The sequence below is a fragment of the Mucilaginibacter pallidiroseus genome (genome assembly GCF_007846085.1).
In the GTDB taxonomy this organism is placed as follows: Bacteria; Bacteroidota; Bacteroidia; order Sphingobacteriales; family Sphingobacteriaceae; genus Mucilaginibacter; species Mucilaginibacter pallidiroseus.
This window is the reverse complement of sequence record NZ_VOEJ01000009.1, coordinates 127,814-141,233: the sequence shown is the minus strand read 5'-3', so window position 1 is coordinate 141,233 and position 13,420 is coordinate 127,814. Positions and strand designations below refer to the sequence as shown.

At 42.5% G+C, this 13,420-nt stretch carries 13 protein-coding genes; 6 read left to right on the top strand and 7 right to left on the bottom strand.

Annotated features, from left to right (window positions below; translation table 11 throughout):
- Positions 1-2: 2 nt before the first annotated feature.
- On the top strand, positions 3-341 hold the full coding sequence (locus FPZ43_RS17335; RefSeq protein ID WP_146383201.1) for a helix-turn-helix domain-containing protein: 339 nt from the start codon (positions 3-5) through the stop codon (positions 339-341).
- 50 nt (positions 342-391) lie between these two features.
- Here FPZ43_RS17335 and FPZ43_RS17330 read toward each other — a convergent pair whose 3' ends face one another.
- From FPZ43_RS17330 to FPZ43_RS17305, 6 genes are all read right to left on the bottom strand, one after another.
- A complete protein-coding gene (locus FPZ43_RS17330) occupies positions 392-1,174 on the bottom strand; it encodes an FkbM family methyltransferase (protein WP_146383200.1) in 783 nt (260 codons plus the stop codon).
- A 91-nt stretch (positions 1,175-1,265) separates the two neighbouring features.
- Positions 1,266-1,790, bottom strand: a complete 525-nt coding sequence (locus tag FPZ43_RS17325; protein ID WP_146383199.1) for a hypothetical protein — start codon at positions 1,788-1,790, stop codon at positions 1,266-1,268.
- 135 nt (positions 1,791-1,925) lie between these two features.
- Positions 1,926-2,393: a MarR family winged helix-turn-helix transcriptional regulator gene (locus FPZ43_RS17320; protein WP_146383198.1), complete on the bottom strand. Its 468-nt coding sequence runs from the start codon at positions 2,391-2,393 to the stop codon at positions 1,926-1,928.
- Between the two features lie 56 nt (positions 2,394-2,449).
- Entirely contained in the window at positions 2,450-5,026 is a 2,577-nt protein-coding gene (locus tag FPZ43_RS17315; RefSeq protein WP_146383197.1) for a DUF5686 and carboxypeptidase-like regulatory domain-containing protein, read from the bottom strand.
- Between the two features lie 12 nt (positions 5,027-5,038).
- Entirely contained in the window at positions 5,039-5,374 is a 336-nt protein-coding gene (locus FPZ43_RS17310; RefSeq protein WP_146383196.1) for a hypothetical protein, read from the bottom strand.
- Positions 5,375-5,555: 181 nt separating this feature from the next.
- Positions 5,556-6,164, bottom strand: a complete 609-nt coding sequence (locus tag FPZ43_RS17305) for a DUF2238 domain-containing protein (RefSeq protein WP_146383195.1) — start codon at positions 6,162-6,164, stop codon at positions 5,556-5,558.
- A gap of 132 nt (positions 6,165-6,296) precedes the next feature.
- Here FPZ43_RS17305 and FPZ43_RS19360 point away from each other — a divergent pair, with 132 nt between their 5' ends.
- Positions 6,297-6,437, top strand: coding sequence for a hypothetical protein (locus FPZ43_RS19360; protein ID WP_186461881.1), 141 nt, complete (start codon positions 6,297-6,299; stop codon positions 6,435-6,437).
- 13 nt (positions 6,438-6,450) lie between these two features.
- Here FPZ43_RS19360 and FPZ43_RS17300 read toward each other — a convergent pair whose 3' ends face one another.
- Entirely contained in the window at positions 6,451-7,431 is a 981-nt protein-coding gene (locus FPZ43_RS17300) for a hypothetical protein (RefSeq protein WP_146383194.1), read from the bottom strand.
- 265 nt (positions 7,432-7,696) lie between these two features.
- Between FPZ43_RS17300 and FPZ43_RS17295 the strand changes: the two genes are divergently transcribed.
- The 4 genes from FPZ43_RS17295 to FPZ43_RS17280 all read left to right on the top strand — a co-directional run bounded on the left by FPZ43_RS17295 (position 7,697) and on the right by FPZ43_RS17280 (position 13,409).
- On the top strand, positions 7,697-8,266 hold the full coding sequence (locus FPZ43_RS17295) for a fasciclin domain-containing protein (protein ID WP_146383193.1): 570 nt from the start codon (positions 7,697-7,699) through the stop codon (positions 8,264-8,266).
- Between the two features lie 280 nt (positions 8,267-8,546).
- Positions 8,547-8,930 carry a hypothetical protein gene (locus FPZ43_RS17290; RefSeq protein ID WP_146383192.1) on the top strand — a complete coding sequence of 128 codons (384 nt, stop codon included), beginning with the start codon at positions 8,547-8,549 and terminating at the stop codon, positions 8,928-8,930.
- Between the two features lie 102 nt (positions 8,931-9,032).
- Positions 9,033-10,169 (top strand): efflux RND transporter periplasmic adaptor subunit, encoded by a 1,137-nt coding sequence (locus tag FPZ43_RS17285; protein ID WP_146383191.1) that lies wholly within the window; start codon positions 9,033-9,035, stop codon positions 10,167-10,169.
- 81 nt (positions 10,170-10,250) lie between these two features.
- On the top strand, positions 10,251-13,409 hold the full coding sequence (locus FPZ43_RS17280; RefSeq protein WP_146383190.1) for an efflux RND transporter permease subunit: 3,159 nt from the start codon (positions 10,251-10,253) through the stop codon (positions 13,407-13,409).
- The last annotated feature ends 11 nt before the right edge of the window (positions 13,410-13,420 follow it).

Here is a 13,420-nt window from a genome sequence, read left to right as displayed (position 1 = left end):
CTATGAAAAATTACGCTAACGGAGCAGTGCCGGCGACCAGGCCGAATTTGAAAACCAAGGGATTTTCAACACTTCACATCGACATTTTTCGCTACATTTTGGTAGGAAAAACAAACAGAGAGATTAATGCGATGCTTGGTTATACCGAGCGCTCGCATGCGGTTGTAGATCATTCCCGCAAAGTAATGTACAAGTTACTGGCGATTGAAAATTTATGTAAACGCGATTACACCGATAGGGTAGTGTATCCCCGCGAGTACCAATTTTGGTGGAAGAAACTTTTTGACAAGCACCTTGAGTATCTCATGGGCATTGCCATTGAGCCTGAATTTTACGATTAGTTAGGAGTTGTATATGTAAAAGCCCCCACGCTTAACAGCAGGGGGCTTTGTTATTTATTAGGATAAGCATAATAATCATTTGCTGATTGACGTACCACTGTATAATCGCAATCATGTAAAAAATTAATGGAATCGTCCTCGCCTATATTTAACAGCTGCATGCGGCTAACGTTATGCTCATAATAAATATGTGCTATGCGTTTTTCGCGCAGCAGGCGCTCGGCACCGTAAAGTACCCACGTGTCGGCACCTTCGGTATCTATTTTTAACAAGTCTATCTTATCCATATTATATTTTTCGGCGTAAGCATCAAGCGTATCTACGGGCACAACAACAGCCCCGTCATCATCCATAATGGTAAAACCGCCCCAACCTGTTTGGTCGGCATGGCCGCCAAGGCTAAACTTCATTTCGCCTTTTTCTTTCCCTGCAGCCATTGGCAAAACGGTTACCTGGCTATTAAGGCCGTTCTTGGTAATATTGTTTATTAGCGGCGCAACGTTTGGCGGCGAAGCTTCAAAGGCTATTACTTTATTGTTTGGATTTTGGGCGGCCCACAGGCAAGTGTAGTAGCCATAGTTTGCACCCACATCAACCATAACGCCACCTTTTTTTGCATGCTCAACCAATTGGCGTGTTAGCTTAAGCTCGTAAAAACCGTTGAATATGATAGACTTGTGTCCAAAATCTGTCTTGGATACATCAAGCTTAATATGATTGGCAAACTGCAGGCGAACGTTCTTGTCGTTTAAATTGTTAAAGAAGCGATATAGTTTATAGCTTATCCTGGCCCTTAAACTTAAAGGGTAGATAAACCTGGTGATTAGCGGCATAAGGCAATTTTAGAATTGAGCGGGTAGGGGTTTGGTTCAGAAAAGCGTACGGCAGCTTCGGCTTTAACTTCAGCTGAAATTTATCCACTCATTAGCCGGCAGTGCGGGCCAGAATTACCTTTGAGTTGAATGTATGCTTATTGTCGGCGTTATCAACTCCGTTAACAGGGATACGAATATTTGGAATTGTAAATAAGCCAAAAGAGAGTTGCTGGGTAAGCTTCAAAAAGCAAGGACTACTCAAAAATTGATAGGTGAATGCAAACCTGCAATGTCGTGTCAACCTTAAAGGGTTATTGGTCACATCTCCATATAGGTCTATCAGTGATGTTCCCTTAAGCTGAGATTTGGGGCTACGGTCTTTAGAAAGTATGTTTAGTTGGCTGTAAGTACTGATGATGTCGACGCCAATTCTTACCGATTTAAAAAAAGTATTGTACTTATGGCAAATATGACCTTGATCATTTTCTAATAAGTTCTTAATAAGTTCAAAAGAAGCACTTGATTGGAGTACGTTGGTCTTGTGAGCAACGTTTTGGCGGGCAATGGATTGCGTTGATTGAAAGATGCAAAAAACAGCAAGCCAATAAACAAGCGTTAAAAGCTTTTTACTCATATTTTAGTAGGGGGGTGCACAAATATATTATTATGGTAATATATTTTAAATAAATACTTGCCCTTCCAAATCATTATAAAGCAAAACGGCCCGCATATTATTGCAGGCCGTTTAAGTATTATGTGATTAAAAATATTATTCGGTACAGTTATGTGCTTCATGAAACTCAATCAACTTTACCATAACGTCAATTGCTATTTCGTAGTTTTTTGCGCCAACTTCCTTCTTATACAATACTTCCAGCTGGCTTACCTGGCTCTTCAGATTAAAATAAAACTTTTCGCCCTCTGGTGTAAAGCGCAGCATCACAACACGTGCATCATCGGGGCTTTTTTCGCTTTTAACCATATTTATGGCTTCAAGCTCCTTTACAATCTTGCTGGCGGCCTGCTTTGTTATGCTCAGTTTGGCGGCAAGCTCATTGTTTGATATGCCTGTTGTACCGATACTCATAAACAGGGGCATATGCGCACTGTTAAAACCCGGCTGATTAATACGGCAAAGCTTTTTGCCTCCCCACTCGTCAATAAGGCGCTTAAGCAGGTAAATAAGCTTAGGGGCAACCCTTTTGGTGTCCTCGGTAAGTAAACTGTGTTGCGCCATGATTTCCTCTTTCAACTATATAACACTATTCCGGTCAACTTGGTTTATGAATGTAATTAAAAGTCGAACTTAACAAATACTCTAACACCATATTCGGGGGCACCGGCGTTTTCAAGATATGTAAAACGTTTAACAAAGTCTACCCGCAGAAGTTTGAATATATTACCAACGCCCACGCTGCCCTCTACATAAGGTTTCGAGCCAAGTGCATAAGTTGCGGTACCGTTATTGGCCAATCCGTTTGTACCCGGGAAGCGCAGCAGGTTAGGGTCGTTATTCGGATTGTTTTCGCTGCGTACACCACCCCAAAGTGCTTTTACGTCAATTATCTCGCGTAGCTTCAATTTTTTTAACAACGGTATGCGGTTAAATATAAAGCCGTTAAAGTTATGGTCAACCATGATGCTGGCATAATGGTCGCTCACAAACTCCTGAAAGTTCATGAGGTTATATGAGTACAGCTGGAAAGCATATGTTTGGTTGGCATGGTGAATATCCAACAGCGGGAACGGCACTTTACCAAAAAGGTAGCCACCCTCGGTACTTACATCTGTAAAGCCCAATTGCGAAAGGTAAAAGCGCTTGGTTATGTTGGCCGTGATATTTTGATAGTTGTAATCGCCACCCAAAAAGTCTTTAATACCCATGTTGTAGCTCAACGTAAAAATTGGGTATTTGTCAGGTATTGGTGTGCGGTAAAGTTTACCCTGGTAAAATTTCTCGTGAGGTGCGTAGCGCAACTGGCCCGATAGTTCGGTAGTGTGAATAAGGTTCACATTATTAAGCTGGCCGTTTGGCAACAGGTTTTGGAACTGCAGGCTGCCCGCTGCGCTTTGGTTCCATTTTTTTAAACCTACCTGGTATGAGAAATGGTTTAAATATTCGTGAACGTAATCCAACCTGAAGATATCATTATACAACCAGGTATCATTATTACCACGTTTAAATGATAACAGGAAGTTGCTTTCCTGCACAAACTGTAATTCCTGGCCCGGTATTTTGGTATCGTGCTGGAAACTTGCCCTCACATACTCTTGCGGGAAAGAGTAAATAGATTTATTGTTGAGCGAATAGGTGCTGCTTAAAAAATATTTAAATTTTTGGTCGCGGGTACCATATGCACCGTAAGTTTCAAAGTAGTAGCGTTTGCTTAGTTGCGGAGTGGTACGGCCACCAATACGCGGGCGGAAACCTTCAACCGGGTTAAAGCTGTAAAACGTATTTGCAGGGCCCATTTCAAACCAGCCAAAGTTTTTATAACCGGCCAGCACAAGGGTTGCAATATCCATGGTGCGTTTAAACGATGGTATGGTTTGCAGGCTATCAATATTTTTGTACACATCTGCTGATGCTTTATCCAATGTATCGGGGCGGCTCATGGTCCAGTACGTATCGTCTTTACTATCGGCATTCTCGGCGATAACTTGCGAAGGGCCTGCATAAGTTTTGTTATCGCGCGGTTTATTGATCTGGAAATTGGTAATGGTTACCAGTCGCTCTCCAAATATACCGCCGCCTTTATTTTTGTTGATACCAAACTCAATTTTCAAATCACTTTGGCTTAGGTGATAGCGTCCATCGGCGTTTTTCTCGAAAGAAAGATTTGCCTGCATCTGCCTTACAAAGTTAAGGTTGATGTTCTTGTTCACAGTCAATAATGCGTTTTGTACCGCATAATTACCATCCATGGTAACGTATATCTTACCCTCAAACAATAAGTTATTGGTATTACGTGGCGTAAAGCTTAACTCAATAAGCTGTGGCGACTGATCCTTAAGCGTATCTGTGATAAAAAACTTATAAAAATCTGGCGAGCTATTTGATATTGGGCTGAGTAACTGATTACTAAGCAGCGATACGTTATTATCATAAATGTTGATATCTTGGTACATGCGGTTGAAATACGCTGTAAGGCCCTGGTTATCAACAAAATTTTCATCGTATTTAACTTGTTTGTTAGCTTCAATTATCTGCTTTTTGGCGTAGGGGTTTTGGCGATAATAATTGTTTGATAGCTTTTCCTCCAGGTATAAAGGCAGTAAGGTTTTACCACCAATAGCGGTAGAATCCTGCTCGCGGAACAGGAACTGGTAATTTTTAAAAATACGTTTGTTTTTAAATTTATCGCTCAGGTTACTTAAAGCAAAGTTCATACGCTCGTACTGGTTGTACTCGGCATAACTGTAGTTTTCGAGCTGATTTTGTTTTTTATGGGCAATAACCTGGCGTATCAGTTCAACAGCAGGGTTGTTTTTATTACTGTACTTTTTCTTCTTGGCCGATCGCACAACAACCTCGCTAAGGGCGTGATTCTCTTCAACCAAGGCAATGTTTATAACCTGGTCTTTAGTTGGGTCGATATCTTTTACAACGGTGCGGTATCCAATGAACGAAACTTTGATCTGTTTGTTATTGCCGGTGTTGGTAAGCGTATACTGTCCTTGCATGTTGGTGCTAACGCCTTGGCTTGTGCCGTTAAATTGTACGGTAACATAAGGCATGGCATCTTTACGCTTGGCATCGGTTACTACACCTTTAATAGTGGTTTGTGCAAAAGCGGCAACAAGGGTTATAGAAAGTAAAACGAGGGTTAAAAAGCTCTTTTTTAAGAATGTTTGGTAATGAGTTTTCATCGATGTGAAAAATTAGCAGGGCGATTGGTTTAGTTGTTGATGACGGTTGTTATGATTGATATGGAATTTGCCTGATAGCGGCTTGGCGGCCTGTTGTACTGCTTTTAAAGTAGTGCTGGCATAGCTGCGGATGCTAAGCGTTAAAAACTCCATGTTGATATCGGCACCCAAAAAGTTTTGTTTAAGGCCTTCGCCCAAAACATCAATAACGGTTTGCAGCATTTGGGGCTTAGTTCCGTTTTTGTGCGTGGTGCTCGTATTTGAATTTGGTAGATGTGAGATATTATCAGCAGCAGCCATTGTCTCAACGGTTGGTGTAATTTTATCTGATAAGTGTTGCAGTTCCATGTTGTGTAATTATAACACTACAAATGTAAACCGAGTTGACGATATTAGTCAACTAAATTTACTATTCTGATATGGTTATGACAAAAGTTGCATCAATAAATGCGGCCTTGTCATAGCAAAGTAAAGTTGCGTGTATTTTTTACACTAACGAGGGGTAAAGGCGACTTGGGACAGTAGGTTACTATCGGCTCTTAACCATGCCTGCAATTGCTTTATCCTGCATACGGGCAAATAAAGTAACCATTGTTATGGCACCAATCATGGCGTACAGCATGTCCGACTGAGTATCCCAAACATATCCCTGGGTTCCTAAAAAAGAATCGCCCGATGCGCCGGACAGGATAGATACCAGCCATTCTAAAAACTCGTATAACGCGCTGATGGTTACGCACACACAAACGGTAAGGAAGGCCAACCATGGTCTTTTGCTGACAACCTGCAGCCGTATCAATAGTTCGCGAGTTATCATGGCAGGTACAAAGCCTTGGGTAAAATGCCCAACCTTGTCATAATTGTTGCGGCTTTGGTGCAAAGCATCGCGCAGCCAGTTAAAGGCAGGTACTTCGGCGTAGGTGTAGTGGCCGCCTATGAAAAGTACATAGCAATGAAAAAGTATAAAGCAGTAGGTAAGTTTTGTAAAAGTGAAACGGTTGTAGGTGACTAATAAAACGGCAAATCCCAATATGGCAGGAAACACTTCCAGTATCCAGGTAAAGTAATCGTGCGGGTGGATGCCGGAGATAACTAAACCGGCTAAAAACAGGGCAATTAACACTCGGACAAGTTTCATTAGGTAAGGTTTTGTAACGGTGATTGGCTAAATTAAAATACTATTAGAATTTGCAAAAATACACCTTGAACAAGCGTGAATTTGACAGACGAGTATTATATTTGATTTATAACCTTTTTAAATTTAAATATTATGAAATTACGCCCCTACAGTATTTTGGTAATAATGGTTTGTTTTATGTCGGTAGCTGTGTTTTTCCTTAAAAAGAAAGGTACTAAAGTAACTAACGAGCGCGCGCAAGAAAACCGCGGCATAGCGCTGTTTACCCGCTAACAAATAATTACCATTATTTCAAATTAAGGCGCTTTAGGGCGCCTTGCTTCTTAATCTTAAAAAGATCTTCTGCATAGGTGCCAAGTAAGGGCCGTGCTTCGCCGTGTATTATTTGATAGTAGGGCTTCTCATAGTTGCTTAAATAATTTTTCCGTGCCTTTTTGATACTAAATAGGAGTTTGTTCTCAAACATAACCGGCTGGGCCTTTATGCTTTTTTCCTTAACATAGCTGTCATAACGATATGGATCACCCGGGGTAGCCCAGCGCCCGTCGGCAGTTGGATACACTTCGAAATATTGGTATTGATTATGTATCAGTTTGTTGCAATACTGCGATACGAATAACAACACATACCGGTGCCTCGAAAACGCCGGTTTTCCGTAATGATCATAAGCGGTAAAATTGATGGTGTCGCTTTTAAAATTACCATATATGTTCTTGACGATTCGATACTTTGCGCTATATTCTCCATTAAACATTACCATGATTCCACAGTAATTCCTATTCAAACGCTTTACCTCAATCTTTTCGGCTACAAAGGCATAAGTGTTTTTAGGAATAGTATCCTTACAGCGAACATACGGCTCGCAGGGTATTGGTTTAAGCCGTATGTAGATATTGGACATTTTTAAAAGATCTTTAACTGAGTACTTTGCAGGATTATGATTGAACGAAGAAAAGGTAAGCGAATCGTTAATATTTGCCTCGATTGAGAATTTCCCCGTTGAATCAGTCAGTGTGTGATATGCTTTATCATCCAGTATCGATTTGTAAACTTCTATTTTCTGTTTCAAGATATTCAGTGGGATAGTATCTGCTTGTTCTATTGACGATGACAAAGCCTTCGAGAATTTTTCCAGGGTGTCATTTTTTACTATCCTAACTTTCATACGCCCATAGGTTGTATCCATCGCAATACCACTGATTGTTTTCGTTTGCCCGATTGCCAAAAAACTTGTTATCAGCAAAATGCAGGTTAAAAATGATTTCATTCTCTTAAGATGCAGTGATTGCATGTTTTCCATATCTGCATTCTGTTTTTTTTCTTTTAAAAATGGTGTAAGCTAAAATGCTGATAATGTTGCCATATACTACTTTTAATCACACCTAATTTTAATCTATAGTTACTGCTTGTAATATTTTTTGGAAACATTTTCCGTTTAAGTAAAGTTGTAAATTGTGAAACTAAATCATTTATATCGCTGGAAACATCTACTCATTAACTAAAATTAATAAATAGAAAAACAGGAGAGAAACATGAAAAGATCCATTTTTTTGGCTGCAGCATTAGCGTTCACCACGTTTACAGCAAGCCATGTATTTGCTCAAACTACTGATACTACAAAAACTGCAGCACCGGCTACTACCACAACAACCGAAGGCGCAAGCGATGTTGTTGGCGCGTTGGCCAGCAACCCGGACTATAGCACAGCGCTTGCAGCAGTTAAAACTGCCAAGCTCGATTCAACTTTAAAAACCGGCGGGCCATATACCATATTCGCACCAAACAATGCTACTTTCAGCAACCTGCCTGCGGGTACGCTTGATGCATTGTTAAAAGATCCGGCTAAACTGGCAACAGTGCTTAAGGGCCATGTGGTGACAGGCAAATACGGCAAAGCCGATATTATTAAAGCACTTAACGCGGGCAAAGGAAAAGCAACACTAACCACTATTGATGGGCAGCCGTTGACGCTGTCATTAGCGGGCAGCAAGCTACAGCTTACTAATGCCTCGGGCAGCACTGCACAGGTCACCTTATTTGACCTCATAGGCGCGAACGGCATAGTAAACGGCATTAACGGTGTATTGATGCCGGGTAAGTAACAATTGTATTACAGCAATTAATTCAATATCGTAATTAAATACGCGGCTATCTCTTAAAAGGGGATAGCCGTTTTTTAATAGATAGCAAATTTAACGCCCTTATAAGCGGCTGAACAAGTGTTATTTACACACTTATATTTTTCATTATTTAAATTTAAGCCGCCTTTAATTTAATAGCGTTTGGTTTGAGTATCGCAAAGGGTCGCAAATTTGTAATTCTGCTAAATTTCTATGCGGTTAAAAAAACAATTTTCATATTTTTTATCTTTGTCATGTTAATATGGCAAAGAAGTGGCTCCATATCATTTTGTCTGTTTGGATAATTAACGTTATCGTATGCTTTCATGCGGTTAATCCTTTCGAGAATGCTTTACTAAGTGAGCAAGCCACTGCGACTGCATCTTTAAGGTCGGCCACCCTGCTCGACTTGTTTAGCCAAGAAACGGTTGATGAGGCAGATAAATCGCAAAAGCACAACAAAATACATCAAAAAAGCAGGTACGTAACTGCCCGCGTTATTGATAATTATGTACCTGCCATTTATGCCGATAAACTTGAGTTCAGCGTATTTCATAAAGATGTAGCTGCATTTACCGGCCAATATGTTACAAAGGCATTTTTGCCATCCTACTATAACTTCCTTTTCAGGCTCAGTCCTTTCTGATCTTTGATCTATCTGCGTTTAAGCCAATAGCTTAAACTAATTATTGTTTGGCACAACACACTACCTGTGTCGCATAACTGATATTTTCACATAGATCATTAAATGAAAAATTTTAAATTAAACAGCCTGTTGCTGGCATGCGCTGTAGCCTTGGCTGCTGTAGGTTGTTCATCAAAAGCAAAAGATAAAAAGGAAGGTGAAGAAATGCTGGAGTTGCCGGTATATTCACTTACATCGCGAGACACTACTATACAAAAAGCTTACGTAGCCGATATCCAGGCGCACAAAAACATCGAGATCCGTAACCGCGTGCGCGGTTTTTTAGAGCATATATATGTTGACGAAGGCAAGCAGGTTAGCAAAGGCCAGCTGCTGTTCAAAATAAACGATCAGGAGTTTCGTGTTAAGCTTACGCAGGCGCAGGCAGCTTTGAGCAATGCCATGGCCGATGCTAAAGCAACCGAGCTTGAAGTGAGCAGGGTAAAAATGCTGGTGGAGAAAAAAGTTATATCCAAGTCTGAACTTGAAGTAGCTCAATCCAAGTATGCTGCAGATTTGGCTACCGTTCAGGAAGCCCGCAGCTTGGTACAAAGCGCGAAAGATCAATTATCATACACTTCTGTTCGCGCACCGTTCGATGGTATAATAGACCGTATCCCCCTTAAATCCGGAAGCTTAATTGATGAGGGTGCGTTATTAACCAACCTTTCAGACATCAGCTCGATGTATGCTTATTTTAGCTTCCCTGAAAACGAATACCTGCAATACGTTCGTAACCGCAAAATCGACCCGGATAAAACCAGTAATGAGGTAAGGCTTGTACTGGCCGATGGTATTGAGTTCCCGGAAAAGGGCACTATTGAAACCGTTGAGGGTGAGATTGAGCAAAGTACTGGTTCCATCAACTTCAGGGCAAAGTTTGCCAACCCGCAAAAGCTTTTAAGGCATGGTGCCACAGGTAAGCTTTACATATCAACCCGTGCCGATAGTGTGATCATGGTGCCACAGCAGTCGGTGTTTGACATACAGGATAAAAGCTATGTGTATGTTTTAGGTGCAGGCAACAAGCTGCAAATGCAGTCGTTTGAGCCGCTTACCCGTTTGGCCCATTTTTACCTGGTTAAAGATGGCCTTAAAGCAGGCGACAAGATCTTATATGAAGGCGTTCAGAATGTACGTGATGGTATGGCTATCAAACCAAAAGTGGTAACCAAACCAAAATTTGTGGCAATGAAATAGGCTTTGCCTTTATCATAACTCCCCGGTGTAAACCGGGAATGTCCTTAATCGTACCAATCCAACATTCTGAATTGAACTGCTATGTTTGAAACTTTCATAAAGCGGCCTGTGCTGTCGCTTGTAATATCCCTTATAATTACCTTGCTGGGTGTGCTGGCTTTACTAACACTGCCCGTAACCCAGTTCCCAGATATTGTGCCGCCATCGGTAACCGTAACCGCAAACTATACGGGTGCCAATGCAGAGGTGTGCGCTAAAGCCGTTGCCACGCCGCTCGAGCGTGCTATAAACGGCGTACCCGGCATGACCTACATGTCAACCGTGTGCAGTAACGACGGCTTAACCGTTATTCAAATCTATTTTAATGTGGGTATCGACCCTGATCAGGCCGCGGTAAACGTACAGAACCGCGTATCAACCATTATTGATGAAATGCCCGAAGAGGTTATCAAAGCTGGTGTTACTACCGAAAAGGAAGTAAACAGTATGCTGATGTACCTCAACATCATGAGTGATGATAAAGATATGGATGAGAAATTCATCTATAACTTTACCGATATAAATGTTTTACAGGAGCTTAAACGTATTGATGGCGTTGGCCGTGCCGAGATCATGGGCGCCAAAGAATACTCGATGCGTGTATGGTTAAAACCCGACCGTATGATGGCCTACAAGGTATCAACAGATGAGGTTATTGATGCCATCCGTGCACAAAATGTTGAGGCGGCCCCGGGTAAAACCGGCCAAAGCTCAGATAAATCTCCTCAAATGCTGCAATATGTATTGCGCTATCCCGGTAAATTTTTTGAGCCCCGTCAATACGAGAACATCGTGATACGTGCCGAAGAAGGCGGAGCCGTATTAAAACTAAAAGAGATTGCCGATGTAGAGTTTGGCTCGCTTACCTATAGTATGGTTTCAAATACCGATGGTAAGCCCTCTGCATCTATCATGATAAAACAGCGCCCCGGCTCAAACGCCCGCGATGTTATCAACAACATCAAAACCCGCATGGCTGAGCTTAAGGAAACATCCTTTCCATCGGGCATGAAATATAATGTGAATTATGACGTGTCGCGATTCCTGGATGCGTCCATTCATGAGGTTTTGCGTACGCTGGTAGAGGCGTTTATCCTGGTGTTTATTGTTGTATTTATCTTTCTGCAGGATTTTCGCTCAACGCTTATCCCCGCGCTTGCTGTGCCGGTGGCGCTCATCGGTTCATTATTTTTTATGCAGATGCTGGGCTTCTCTATCAACCTGCTTACGCTGTTTGCATTGGTATTGGCCATTGGTATTGTGGTAGACAATGCTATTGTGGTGGTAGAGGCCGTGCACGTTAAAATGAGCGAGCAGCACATGAGCGCTATGGATGCTACCATAAGCGCCATGAAAGAAATAAGCGGCGCAATTGTGGCCATTACGCTGGTAATGTCGGCAGTGTTTGTGCCTGTGGCCTTTATGTCCGGCCCGGTAGGTGTGTTTTACAGGCAGTTTTCGTTAACGCTGGCTATCTCCATCGTTATATCCGGCGTAAATGCATTAACGCTTACCCCGGCACTATGTGCCCTGATGCTAAAGCATGATCCTAATCCCAAAAAGAACTTTGCATCCAAATTCTTTGATGGCTTTAACAAACGCTACAATGCGCTGCAAAACAAGTATTCGTCGTTAATGACCTACCTGTCGCCGCGTAAACTCGTTACTATCGCCTTGCTTATTGGTTTCTTTGCCTTAACGTGGGGCTTTAATGCTATACTACCAACCGGCTTTATTCCTACGGAAGATCAGGGGATGCTCTACGTAAACGTAACCACGCCATCGGGTGCAACAGTTGAGCGTACCGAAGATGTGCTGAAACAGGTAGAGCAAAAAACCAAGGATATCGAATCTATTGAGTCGGTTTCTACCTTATCGGGTTATAGCCTGGTAAACGAGGTGGCGGGTGCATCATATGGTATGGCCATGATTAACCTTAAGCCCTGGGACGAGCGCGAACAATCATTAACAGATGTGATTGATGCGCTGGAAAAGAAAACCCGTAACATAGGCGACGCCTCCATCCAATACTTTCCGCCGCCAACGGTGCCGGGCTTTGGTAATGCCAGCGGTTTCGAGATCCGTTTGCTTGACCGCAGCGGCCGTGGCGATTTGCAAAAGGCTGCCGAAGTAACCAAGAAGTTTGTTGATGCACTGAACGATTCGCCCGAAATTGTTGGTGCCTTTACCAGTTTCGACCCCAACTTTCCGCAATACATGATCCAGGTAGATCAGCAGGCGGCGGCGCAAAAAGGTATTACTATTGATAAAGCCATGTCCACGCTGCAAACATTGATGGGTAGTTTCTATGCCTCAAACTTTATTCGTTTCGGGCAAATGTATAAGGTTATGGTACAAGCCTCGCCCGAGTTCAGGTCTAAGCCCGAGGATGTTTTAAGCCTGCACGTTAAAAATAACAAAGGCGAGATGGTGCCGTTTTCCACATTCATTAAAATGAACAAGGTGTTTGGGCCCGAGCAGCTAACCCGCTACAATATGTACACATCGGCCATGATAACCGGCGATGCCGCATCGGGCTTTAGTAGCGGCGACGCACTGAAAGCCATTGAACGTGTTGCTGCCGAAACGCTGCCAAAGGGTTTTGCCTTTGAGTGGTCTGGCATGACAAGGGAGCAGGTACTTTCCGGTGACCAGGCCCTGTACATTTTTGCTATTTGTTTGGTGTTTGTGTACCTGTTGCTGGCTGCGCAGTACGAGAGCTTTTTGCTGCCGCTGCCGGTTATACTTTCATTGCCTACAGGTATTTTTGGTGCCTTCTTTTTCCTGAAAATTACTGGGCTCGAAAACAATATCTATGCACAGGTGGCGCTGGTAATGCTTATTGGTTTGCTGGGGAAAAATGCAATTTTGATAGTGGAGTTTGCTATCCAAAGGCAAAAGGAAGGGCTTAGCGTATTGCAGGCAGCTATTGAAGGTGCCGTATCCCGCTTGCGCCCAATCTTGATGACATCACTTGCGTTTATAGCAGGCTTAATACCGCTTTGTATAGCCAGTGGGGCGGGTGCTATGGGTAACCGTTCTATCGGCACTGCATCTGCAGGGGGTATGTTGTTAGGTACCATATTCGGGTTGATATTGATACCCGGCCTGTATGTAATATTTGCAGGTATTGCCGAGCGCAAAAAAGCTAAGAAGAAAGACGCACAGATTACCCAACCCCATGAGCCCGAGCTCGTTTAATCAACAGAATC

What these genes read in the sequence shown, in the direction of transcription:
- FPZ43_RS17305 (WP_146383195.1), bottom strand. Translation starts at nt 6,164, where the DNA reads ATGAAACTTGTCCGAGTGTTAATTGCCCTGTTTTTAGCCGGTTTAGTT.
- FPZ43_RS17315 (WP_146383197.1), bottom strand. Translation starts at nt 5,026, where the DNA reads ATGAAAACTCATTACCAAACATTCTTAAAAAAGAGCTTTTTAACCCTC.
- FPZ43_RS17325 (WP_146383199.1), bottom strand. Translation starts at nt 1,790, where the DNA reads ATGAGTAAAAAGCTTTTAACGCTTGTTTATTGGCTTGCTGTTTTTTGC.
- FPZ43_RS19360 (WP_186461881.1), top strand. Translation starts at nt 6,297, where the DNA reads ATGAAATTACGCCCCTACAGTATTTTGGTAATAATGGTTTGTTTTATG.
- FPZ43_RS17300 (WP_146383194.1), bottom strand. Translation starts at nt 7,431, where the DNA reads ATGAAATCATTTTTAACCTGCATTTTGCTGATAACAAGTTTTTTGGCA.
- FPZ43_RS17280 (WP_146383190.1), top strand. Translation starts at nt 10,251, where the DNA reads ATGTTTGAAACTTTCATAAAGCGGCCTGTGCTGTCGCTTGTAATATCC.
- FPZ43_RS17290 (WP_146383192.1), top strand. Translation starts at nt 8,547, where the DNA reads ATGGCAAAGAAGTGGCTCCATATCATTTTGTCTGTTTGGATAATTAAC.
- FPZ43_RS17335 (WP_146383201.1), top strand. Translation starts at nt 3, where the DNA reads ATGAAAAATTACGCTAACGGAGCAGTGCCGGCGACCAGGCCGAATTTG.
- FPZ43_RS17330 (WP_146383200.1), bottom strand. Translation starts at nt 1,174, where the DNA reads ATGCCGCTAATCACCAGGTTTATCTACCCTTTAAGTTTAAGGGCCAGG.
- FPZ43_RS17285 (WP_146383191.1), top strand. Translation starts at nt 9,033, where the DNA reads ATGAAAAATTTTAAATTAAACAGCCTGTTGCTGGCATGCGCTGTAGCC.
- FPZ43_RS17295 (WP_146383193.1), top strand. Translation starts at nt 7,697, where the DNA reads ATGAAAAGATCCATTTTTTTGGCTGCAGCATTAGCGTTCACCACGTTT.
- FPZ43_RS17310 (WP_146383196.1), bottom strand. Translation starts at nt 5,374, where the DNA reads ATGGAACTGCAACACTTATCAGATAAAATTACACCAACCGTTGAGACA.
- FPZ43_RS17320 (WP_146383198.1), bottom strand. Translation starts at nt 2,393, where the DNA reads ATGGCGCAACACAGTTTACTTACCGAGGACACCAAAAGGGTTGCCCCT.